The following is a 10,445-nucleotide window of genomic DNA, read 5'->3' on the forward strand; positions in this document are numbered from 1 at the left end:
ACTCGCTGATGCGGCTGATGGGTTCCGTTCTGTTGGAAAGAAACGATGTCGTTAGCTCCAAGAAAGCCATATTCAGTCCGGCAACTTACGCAAAAATGATCAAGTCTAAGACGGTTGCTGAACTAAAAGAATTGGCAGAGGAACAACAAAAACTAAGAGCTGCGTAAGGTGTATCACTCTTTCCGAAGCTGTCAAGGGAACCTCTTCGAGGTGCGCAGATGGCGCACCCTTGACAGCTCCTTCAAGAGTGATAATGGACAGACATGGATGCATTCGCATCCCCTGCACAACTTGTGCCTGGGAAAAAATATTTTACACACAAATTAGGACTTGACTGATTGTTTGAGTTAAAGATTGTCAAAAATAATTATTTCCCGGGAAATATTCCCGGTTTTTTTGTTGTTTTTGTGGAAATTCAGAGCGTTAATCACCTATTGCTGACAAAAAGATAGAAAGCTTCATGAAAATATGAGATAATTCCATTATAGATATTGAAAATAGGTATTTTAAAAGAGGGCATTAATGAAAAAATTACGGCTTATTTTTTTCAGCATGATTTGCTTTTGGATGTTGGGATTTGCCAGTGCCAAGGCAGATGATGATTACGAAATTACAAAGTATGAAGTCAACGTTGATATCTTGGATAATGGTGACGCCAGGGTCAGACAAGACGTTGCATACGATTTTGACGGGGATTTCCACGGTGTTTACTACAACCAGGACATGAGGGGAATCAAAGGCATTCGGGACGTTTCTGCACAAGTGACTCAAAACGGCAAGACGATTGAATTGGAAGAAGGTAATTCCGGTGCAGACAATACATACGGAATCGTTGAGAACAATGCTCAAAATTTCAAATTGAAATTGTATCACAAAATTTCGGATGACAAGGCTGTATTTACTTATGGCTATACGCTAAAACAAATGGTCACCTGCTATAATGATACGGCAGAATTGAACTGGAAGGTCATCGGAACCGGATGGGATCATTCGTTGCATAATGTCAAAATTACGATCAATCTTCCAAAAAAGAACATCGACAAGCTGCAGGCATGGACTCACGGACCTCTCGACGGACAAACGAAAGTGGACAAAAAGGCCGGCCGCGTAATCATGACGCTTGATCGCAACCCTTCAAATACTTTTGTTGAAACGCATATGATTTTTCCAAAAGATGTCGTTCCTTACAGTTACAATCATGTTTTCAAGGATGCAAAAAAGAGGATTCAAAAACAAGAGGCCAAACTTGTAAAAGAAGCCAATGTAAAAAGGGAGCAGAGGCGGCGCTTGAAGAGCTTGTTTACGGCATTCGTTGTTGTTTTGGGAGTCGTTTACGTTATTGTGGCGGTTTTCGTTTCTCCTGGCAATAAGACCAAACCGGAAGGAAAGTACGTTCATTCATATGAGATTCCTTCCGTTACGCCGGAAGTCGCTTATGTGATCGACAAGGACGTCACCCCGAATACTCAAGCGTTTTCGGCTTATTTGATGCGTCTTGCAGGAGAACGACGCCTTGAAATCGTCAAGTCTGATGAAGACAAAAAAGATTATCGCATCTTTTTGAAGGATGAAAAACTGCTTGATGAGTCAACGTTTCTTGACTATCTTTTTACCAGAATCGGTGACGGAACTTCATTTTCAGTCAAGGAGATGAAGAAAAAATGCCGACGATTCAAAGATTCAAAGCGTTTGAATCAATATTTTGAAAGCTGGGCAAGGACAACCAAGGACCAAGCCGATGAGCTGAATTATAAAGACAAGAAGAATTCCGCCTATGGAATCACATTTGGCATTTGTGCCGTCGTAATCTCGTTTTTAGTGATTATGGCTGCTTTAGTGATTATGGCTGCCGTTTTTGAAACGTCGTTCGTGACCTTGAAAGGGGCAGGATTGTTGATGGTGCTTGATCTGGTCGTTTGGGCAGCATACGTTTACTATTGCAGAACGCATGACAAGTATACGACAGAAGGACGAAAACTCCGCTATCAGATTCGGTGCTTCAAGAAGATGCTGAAAGACATCGGAAAATTTGACCTCAAAGAAGTCGGCGACATTATTTTGTGGGAACGGATTTTGCCGTATGCGGTCGCATTTGATCTGGCCGATCGCGTCATTGCCGCATTGAAATTTGAATTCGGCGAAAAGGCCATCGAAGATGCGTGGGGGCCAAACTATATCTTTGTCATGTCCGGATCTGATTTTGGAAGAGGATTTTCCGAATCGTTTTCCTCGGCACTGTCATCCGTCAGTTCCTCGGCCAGCGGCGGATCCGGCGGCTTTTCCAGCGGAAGTTCCGGCGGTGTCGGCGGTGGATCCGGCGGCGGTGCGTTCTAAAATTGCAATATAAGATACGGTGCTCTGGACTGCTTTGGCGATCCAGAGCACTTTTTCATACTTAAGACTGCATTTTATAGAGGGGATATAAGTCAACAAAGAAGCTATCAAACAATCCAAAAAAAGTACTTGTCAAACCTGTACCAATATGTTATAAATGATGATGTAAAAAGAAAGCGGTTAACATCACTAAAATCAACAATGTTACCGTTAACGTTTAACAGTGTTTTCTGGAGGTAATTATTATGGCTGAAAAAACAATCATGTTATGCTGCGCTGCAGGGATGAGCACGAGTCTTTTGGTGTCAAAGATGCAAGCATCCGCAAAGGAACAAGGTCTGGACTATGAAATTTTTGCAACGGCGGCTTCTGATGCCGATCAACAGCTTGCTACGAAGAAGATTGACGTCGTTTTGCTCGGACCTCAAGTTCGCTACTTGGAAGCTGATTTCAAAAACAAGCTTGAAGGAACGAATATTCCTCTAGCCATAATCGACATGACGGCATATGGCATGATGAACGGTCCTAAGGTGCTCCAACAAGCAATTGATTTGATGAAATAAAGGACGGTTCGACAGATGACTGAAGAAAACAAGATTACTGAAGAAGAACAGATGCAGATTACGATGGGGCTGATCATCAACGCCGGGAATGCCAAAGCCTTTGCAGTTGAAGCAATCACATGCGCCAAAAACGGCGACTTTGAAGGTGCCAAGGCCAAATTGAAAGATGCCGATCAGGCCCTTGTCGAAGCACACAATACCCAAACTGGGATGCTGACGCAAGAAGCACAAGGCAATCATGTGAATGTTACGCTTTTGACCGTTCATTCGCAGGATCATTTGATGAATGCGATTACTTTCCTTGATCTTGCCAAGGATTTGGTCGACGTTTACGAAAGAGTCGCAGAACTCCAAAATTAAGCAAGAAGGACTTTGAAAAAGTCGCGTTTTTTTATCTTGAATGAAATGCCGAACAAGGGCGGTCGACCTGCGACTGACTTTGTCCGGTATTTTTAAATTTTGATGCATGGAAACTGCCTTTTTGTCAAGTGCAGTGCCGCGCACCAACTGCATGATTTGTGCTGCGCGTCAGTCCGGTGGATTATGGATAAAATGCCTATTTTTGGAATATGCCCGTAAAAGTCGGAGCTCGGTTACGGCCTTTTTTGACGGACTCTTTTTGCTTATTTGCATCATTTGAGTCTTCAATTTGAGGCATGCCGTTTCCGGACATCTCCTCTTGTAAAAGTTTATTTATGAAATAAAAACTGATATAAGTAAATTTTTTCGTGACAAGAAAATAGTTGACTTCAGCCAAAAGAAAGCGCTATAATGTGAAATGTAAAGTCAGTAAAAATATTTGTATATATATTAGGCAAACGAAATGAAGAAAATATTATATTTAATGCGACATGGTGAAACGTTGTTCAATGTTCAAGGCAAGATTCAAGGCTGGTGCGATTCGCCTTTGACGATAAATGGCATCAAACAAGCCAAGGCGGCAGCTGCTTATTATGAACGAGAAGGCATCAAGTTTGATGCTGCATGCTGTTCAACAGCCGAAAGAGCAAGCGATACGCTTGAATTAATCACTTCCTTGCCTTATGCGAGACTTAAGGGCATCAGAGAAGTGGGTTTTGGAATGTTTGAAGGAGAACACGAATATCTTCATCCTTCAAGAGAACAACGTCATGCCGGATATTACAAGCAATTTGGCGGAGAAGATGAAAATGAGGTCAGAGAGCGCGTCGTCAAAACTTTGCTTGAAGTCATGAACAAAGACGGAAACAACACGGTTCTGGCGGTCTCTCACGCTGGTGCCTGTGCCAATTTCTTGTCTGCTTGGCAAGATCCGGAACCGATTTTAAAGAAACATTGCATTCCTAATTGCGGAATTTTCAAATATGACTTTGACACCGAATTACAACGTTTCTTCTTGGAGGACGTGATTGATCCCGTGCATATGGAAAAATAATAAGAAAGAGGGAAAATAAATGGCTTTTAAAGAAAGTTTCTTGTGGGGCGGCGCAACGGCTGCCAATCAATACGAAGGTGGATTTGACGAAGGCGGCAAAGGCTTGAATGCCATTGACGTCGTAACGAACGGTTCTGCAACGGAACCGCGCTGCGTTACTTGGAAGAAAGCTGACGGGACGACAGGCAAATCACCGATTTCCTGGGGCGGAGAGTATCTGGATTTTCCAGCGGATGCAGAACCGGCCTTGGTTGACGGTTTCTATTATCCGAGTCATACGGCAACCGATTTCTATCATCACTATGAAGAAGACCTCAAATTGATGGCCGAGATGGGCTTCAAGTGCTTCAGACTTTCGCTCAATTGGTCGCGCATTTTCCCGAACGGTGATGATCCTGAACCTAATCAGGAAGGTCTTGCATTTTACGACAAGGTTTTTGATCTTTGCCATCAATACGGCATGGAACCGCTCGTGACGCTTTCACACTATGAAACGCCGCTGAGCCTGATGATTCGTTTCCGTGGCTGGCATGATCGCAGGATGATCGATATTTTTGAAAACTATGCCAAGACCGTCTTCAAATACTACAAGGGCAAGGTCAAGTATTGGCTGACGTTCAATGAAATCAATGCCATGGAAATGTGTCCGTACATGGGCGGCGGTCTTTTGGACGATAATGCTCAAAACAGGGCTCAAGGCGCCCATAATCAATTTGTTGCAAGTGCCAAGGCAGTCAGAGCAGCGCACGAAATTGATCCTGAGATGATGGTCGGTCAAATGTTGGCCTATCAACCGGCATATGCCTATACGTGCGATCCCGCCGATCAGGTTTTGGTGCTTGAACATGATCAGCAAATGCTGTTCTACACGGACGTTCAATCCGGCGGACGTTATCCTGACTATCAATGGAAGAAATACGAACGTGAAGGCATCAAGCTTGATGACGAGCCTGAAGACTACGAATTGCTCAAGAACTACACCGTTGATTTTCTCAGCTTCTCCTGCTACGGTTCAGGCGTTTTGACGACGCACGAAACTGAGGCAAAGGCAAGCGGAAATCTTGGTATGAACGGCGTCAAGAATCCGTATCTTGAAACGAATGCCTGGGGCTGGGCAACTGATCCGCAATGTCTGCGTCTGGCATTGAATACGCTTTGGGACAGATATCACAAGCCGCTTTGGATCGTTGAAAACGGAATCGGATGGAACGATCAAATCGCAGAAGACGGCAAGATTCACGATGATTACCGCATCAAGTATCTGCAGGCAAACATTCAATCGATGGATGACGCCGTCAACATTGATGGCGTTGATCTGATGGGCTACACGATGTGGGGCTGCATCGACCTTGTTTCAAACGGAACTGGCGAAATGAAGAAGCGCTACGGTTTCGTGTACGTTGATCGCGATGATCGCGGCAATGGTTCTTTGAAACGCATTCCGAAGGATTCGTTCTACTGGTATAAGAAAGTCATTGAAAGCAAGGGTTCTGACCTTTCGATGTAAAAATGCAGAGAAGAGGCTGAAAAACCGTGTCTCAAACTAAAATAGACCGTGAAAACCATGCCTCAAACTGAAAAACCGGATGATTTGCAATTGGTTGCAATTCAATCCGGTTTTTTGCGTATGCATGACAATCGCTTTCCATGATGGAAATATCCAGAAAGAGTCGGCTTCTTTTCCATGTATCAAAGAGCCCAAAAGATGTGTGTTGTCAGTCCGCGCTGCATTTGGCAATATCACTTCCGTTTACGGACACATCGATGAAAATGAACGCTTTGTCCGTAATTGGCCTGTTCGAAAAATGGCGATTACGGACAAAATGGTCAAAAATAGCCGATTGTCCGTAAAATGCGTTTTGCTTACGGACAAATCATCAAAAATGAAGCCTTTGTCCGTAAATTCGAGTGAGATCCTGGATAGATTACGATTACGGACAAAAATGGCTGGGTTGCCCGGTATCCTTTTGGAAAAAGTTACATTTTTGTTACAAACGCTCCTGCCATCTGTCTTATTTGTCGTACTTCTGTTAGGCTAAAGACTAGGACAGAAAACGCTGGGGGGAAAATGGCTTGGAAGAGGATATGCTGCCTGCAAAAGGATGTCTTGAGACAAAAGCATTCATCGAAGAAATGGCTCAAGCAGAGCACAAATTGATGAAGCGTGCTTTTGAGCGCGAACGGCGCATTGTTCAGCTCAACCAGGCTGACAGATTTGCAAGAAGATTCGGGAAAAAAGAGGCGTATCGATTTGAGGAAATCGAGGTTAAAAGCACTGCATTTTATAAGGAAAACAACCTGAAGATTGACTTTCAGCTGGCGGTTCATCAGCTCAGAAAAGATCAGAAGATGAGCCAAAAGCAGTTTGCCGAAGCCGTCGGGATGAAGGTCTCGCGGCTGAAACGAATCGAAAAAGGGGAAGTTTTGCCGCAAATGAATGAAATCATCACGCTGGCAACGATTTTTGACAAAGCGATCAGTTTCAGGCTGCAATAGGGAATTGACAATTCTTGAAAATAACATTATATTAGAGGTAATCATTCTTATCTTAAATCGATGAAGTAGTGAAAGTGCTTTATCCACGTTTTGTTTCGGACAACCGGCTGCGTGGGGGCGCTTTTTTTTGTGATATAATTCAAGGAGGAACAGAAAATGGCTACGGTGACGGAATTTGATACAATTGCAGCAATCTCGACCCCTCCAGGCGAAGGGGCAATTTCGATCGTGCGAATGAGCGGTGAAGAAGCCGTTTCAATTGCGCAAAAAGTCTTTTCGGGCAAGGACTTGACGCAGGCGAAAAGTCATACGATAAACTATGGGCATATTGTCGATCCGAAAACCCATGAGGAAATTGACGAAGTGATGGTTTCTTTGATGCTTGCGCCAAAGACTTTTACCAGAGAAGACGTCGTTGAAATCAATTGCCATGGCGGCATCGTTGCGACGAATCGGATCTTGCAGCTGCTTTTGGTAAACGGAGCCAGACTGGCCGAGCCGGGCGAATTTACGAAGCGCGCGTTTCTTCATGGAAGAATCGACCTCACCCAGGCTGAATCGGTGATGGATCTGATCAGGGCCAAAACGGATCGTTCAATGAAAATCGCTCTGAACCAGCTTGACGGCAACTTGTCTCACCTGATCGATTCTTTGAGAAAAGACATTTTGGACGTTTTGGCACAAGTCGAGGTCAACATCGATTATCCGGAATATGACGACGTTGAAGAGATGACGACGAAGCTGCTCAAGGAAAAGGCAATTGAAATCAAGCAGCGCATCGAACAGCTGCTCAAGACTGCTTCGCAAGGAAAAATCATGCGCGAAGGGTTGGCAACGGCGCTTGTCGGACGTCCGAACGTCGGCAAATCAAGTCTTTTGAACCATCTTTTGCATGAAGACAAGGCTATCGTGACTGACGTTGCGGGCACGACGCGCGACGTGATCGAAGAATACGTCAACGTGTCAGGCGTCCCGTTGAAGCTGATCGATACGGCCGGCATCAGAGAAACGGACGACAAGGTTGAAAAAATCGGGGTCGAACGTTCGAAGAAAGCCATCGAGCAGTCCGATTTGGTTTTGCTGGTGTTAAATGCAGCGGAAAGTCTGACAAAAGAAGATTTTGAACTGATCAGACTGACCAATGACAAAAAGCGAATAATCATTTTGAACAAAACTGACCTTGAAGAAAAGCTCGATCGCAAAGAACTGGCAAAAATTTCGGGAAATGCACCGGTTTACGCAACGTCGATCTTGAAAAATGAGGGTGTGGAGGCCTTGGAAGAGGCAATTTCCAAGCTGTTTTTCAACGGAATCGAAAATTCTCAGTCAACGGTAATGGTAACGAACGCTCGACATATCGCACTGCTTAAGAAAGCACAAAATTCGCTTGATTCTGTTCTTGAAGGAATCAGTTCAGGGATGCCGGTCGATCTGGTGCAGATCGACATGACGGAAGCCTGGAATCTTTTGGGCGAAATTACCGGTGAAAGCTACGAAGACGAGCTGTTGGATCAATTATTCAGTCAATTCTGTTTGGGAAAGTAGGTTAAAAAATGCAATTCGGAAACAAGTATCAAGCCGACGATTATGACGTCATCGTTGTTGGTGCGGGTCATGCGGGATGTGAGGCGGCTCTTGCTGCCAGTCGGATGGGCAACAAGACCCTCTTGATCACGATCAATCTTGAAATGGTGGCATTCATGCCATGCAACCCGGCCGTTGGCGGTCCTGCCAAAGGTATTGTCGTTCGTGAAGTCGATGCTTTGGGCGGCGAAATGGGGCGCAACACTGACAAAACGTACATTCAAATGAGAATGCTGAACACGGGCAAAGGACCGGCCGTCAGAGCGTTACGAGCTCAGGCCGACAAGCGCCAGTATTCGATTGAAATGAAGCACACGCTTGAAAAAGAGCCTAATTTGACGCTGCGCCAAGGCATCGTTGACGACCTGATTGTTGAAGAAGGAAAGATCAAGGGCGTCGTGACAAATACAGGGGCCTGCTACGGAGCAAAAGCGGTCGTTTTGACGACCGGAACGGCTGCACGCGGCAAGATCATCATTGGCGAATTGATGTATTCGTCCGGTCCCAACAATACGCAACCGGCAATCAAGCTTTCAGAAAACTTGGAACGTCTCGGCTTCAAGCTCAAGCGTTTCAAGACCGGAACGCCGCCGCGAGTTGACGGGAATACGATTGATTATGCCAAGACGGAAGAACAGCCCGGTGATTCGACGCCGCATCTTTTCAGTTACGAAAGCAAGGATGAAGACTATCTCGATGTCAAGAATCAGCTTTCATGCTGGTTGACCTATACGAACGAAAAGACCCATAAGCTGATTCAGGACAATCTTGACCGTGCGCCGATGTATACCGGAGCCATCGAGGGCGTCGGTCCGCGCTACTGTCCGTCAATCGAAACGAAAATCGTGCGTTTTGCAGACAAGAAGCGCCATCAGCTGTTTGTTGAACCTGAAGGCCGCAACACGGATGAATATTACGTTCAGGGGCTGTCGACTTCCATGCCTGAAGAGATTCAGCTCAAGATGGTGCATTCGATTGAAGGTTTGGAACACGCCGAAATGATGCGTCCCGGATATGCAATCGAATATGACGTGGTGGAACCTTATCAATTGCGACCGACGCTTGAAACAAAGCTCGTGCGCGGACTTTATACGGCCGGTCAGACGAACGGAACTTCAGGCTATGAAGAAGCAGCCGGTCAAGGCATCCTGGCCGGCATCAATGCAGGTCGTCATGCGCTCGGAAAAGAAGAAATCGTTTTGAAGAGAAGCGATGCCTATATCGGCGTAATGGTCGATGATCTTGTAACCAAGGGCACGAATGAACCGTATCGTCTCTTGACGAGTCGTGCCGAATACCGGCTGATTTTGCGTCATGACAATGCCGATCTTCGTTTGACCGAACTCGGACACGAAATCGGTCTGATTTCAGATGAACGCTACGAAAAATTCCTTGAAAAAAAGAAAGCCATCAAGGAAGAAGAAGCAAGGCTCGAGTCGATTCGCATCAAACCGGGCAAAGAAGTTGACGAATACCTTGAAAAACATGGTGATCGCGCCTTAAAGGACGGCGTTTTGGCAAGCGACTTCCTGCGCCGGCCATACGTCACGTATGCTGATTTGCTGCATTTCATACCGGCACCTGAAAAGACTCTGGATCGCCACGTGATCGAGCAGATCGAGATTCAGTACAAGTATTCCGGCTATATCAAAAAAGAATACGAACAGATCGAAAAACTCAAGCGCATGGAAGCAAAGAAGATTCCTGAGCGCATTGATTACAGCGCAATTGAAGGCCTTGCCACGGAAGCCATGCAGAAGCTGACGAAGATTCAGCCGGAAACGCTGGCTCAGGCAAGCCGAATCAGCGGCGTCAATCCGGCCGATCTGGCAATTCTTGCGGTGTATATCGAACAGGGAAAGATTGCCAAGGTTGACTGATAAGCCGATATTTGGAAAACTGCAGGTCGATTAGACTTGCGGTTTTTTGGTGATTTCGGAATTTTTGAACTGGCATTTTTCCGGGTCTATACTAAATGGTGTTGATGATGATTTTTCAACACCATTTTTTGTATTCACAAAATATCTTCGCAATGCTATAAAATGAAACTATAC

Annotated in this window: 8 protein-coding genes; all 8 read left to right on the forward strand. The window is 45.2% G+C overall.

Annotated features, from left to right (window positions below; all coding sequences use genetic code 11):
• Positions 1–522 precede the first annotated feature (522 nt).
• The 8 genes from BMZ95_RS10185 to mnmG all read left to right on the forward strand — a co-directional run bounded on the left by BMZ95_RS10185 (position 523) and on the right by mnmG (position 10,271).
• On the forward strand, positions 523–2,334 hold the full coding sequence (locus BMZ95_RS10185) for a DUF2207 domain-containing protein (RefSeq protein ID WP_046922730.1): 1,812 nt from the start codon (positions 523–525) through the stop codon (positions 2,332–2,334).
• 245 nt (positions 2,335–2,579) lie between these two features.
• The gene (locus BMZ95_RS10190) at positions 2,580–2,897 is read left to right on the forward strand and encodes a PTS sugar transporter subunit IIB (RefSeq protein WP_046922731.1); all 318 of its coding nucleotides are present in this window, start codon (positions 2,580–2,582) and stop codon (positions 2,895–2,897) included.
• Positions 2,898–2,912: 15 nt separating this feature from the next.
• On the forward strand, positions 2,913–3,257 hold the full coding sequence (locus BMZ95_RS10195) for a PTS sugar transporter subunit IIA (RefSeq protein ID WP_014074309.1): 345 nt from the start codon (positions 2,913–2,915) through the stop codon (positions 3,255–3,257).
• A gap of 463 nt (positions 3,258–3,720) precedes the next feature.
• On the forward strand, positions 3,721–4,311 hold the full coding sequence (locus BMZ95_RS10205) for a histidine phosphatase family protein (protein ID WP_046922732.1): 591 nt from the start codon (positions 3,721–3,723) through the stop codon (positions 4,309–4,311).
• 19 nt (positions 4,312–4,330) lie between these two features.
• A complete protein-coding gene (locus BMZ95_RS10210; RefSeq protein ID WP_046922733.1) occupies positions 4,331–5,818 on the forward strand; it encodes a glycoside hydrolase family 1 protein in 1,488 nt (495 codons plus the stop codon).
• 566 nt (positions 5,819–6,384) lie between these two features.
• Positions 6,385–6,807: a helix-turn-helix domain-containing protein gene (locus BMZ95_RS10220; RefSeq protein ID WP_225354936.1), complete on the forward strand. Its 423-nt coding sequence runs from the start codon at positions 6,385–6,387 to the stop codon at positions 6,805–6,807.
• Between the two features lie 156 nt (positions 6,808–6,963).
• The gene (gene mnmE, locus BMZ95_RS10225; RefSeq protein ID WP_014074305.1) at positions 6,964–8,352 is read left to right on the forward strand and encodes a tRNA uridine-5-carboxymethylaminomethyl(34) synthesis GTPase MnmE; all 1,389 of its coding nucleotides are present in this window, start codon (positions 6,964–6,966) and stop codon (positions 8,350–8,352) included.
• An 8-nt stretch (positions 8,353–8,360) separates the two neighbouring features.
• Positions 8,361–10,271, forward strand: a complete 1,911-nt coding sequence (gene mnmG, locus BMZ95_RS10230; RefSeq protein ID WP_046922734.1) for a tRNA uridine-5-carboxymethylaminomethyl(34) synthesis enzyme MnmG — start codon at positions 8,361–8,363, stop codon at positions 10,269–10,271.
• Positions 10,272–10,445: the final 174 nt, after the last annotated feature.

Origin of the sequence: Ligilactobacillus ruminis DSM 20403 = NBRC 102161 (assembly GCF_900113455.1) — a bacterium.
Classification (GTDB): Bacteria; Bacillota; Bacilli; order Lactobacillales; family Lactobacillaceae; genus Ligilactobacillus; species Ligilactobacillus ruminis.

Bases quoted from the DNA above. Each gene is read 5' to 3' on its own strand.
- BMZ95_RS10185 (WP_046922730.1), top strand. From the start codon at position 523: ATGAAAAAATTACGGCTTATTTTTTTCAGCATGATTTGCTTTTGGATG.
- BMZ95_RS10190 (WP_046922731.1), top strand. From the start codon at position 2,580: ATGGCTGAAAAAACAATCATGTTATGCTGCGCTGCAGGGATGAGCACG.
- BMZ95_RS10195 (WP_014074309.1), top strand. From the start codon at position 2,913: ATGACTGAAGAAAACAAGATTACTGAAGAAGAACAGATGCAGATTACG.
- BMZ95_RS10205 (WP_046922732.1), top strand. From the start codon at position 3,721: ATGAAGAAAATATTATATTTAATGCGACATGGTGAAACGTTGTTCAAT.
- BMZ95_RS10210 (WP_046922733.1), top strand. From the start codon at position 4,331: ATGGCTTTTAAAGAAAGTTTCTTGTGGGGCGGCGCAACGGCTGCCAAT.
- mnmE (WP_014074305.1), top strand. From the start codon at position 6,964: ATGGCTACGGTGACGGAATTTGATACAATTGCAGCAATCTCGACCCCT.
- mnmG (WP_046922734.1), top strand. From the start codon at position 8,361: ATGCAATTCGGAAACAAGTATCAAGCCGACGATTATGACGTCATCGTT.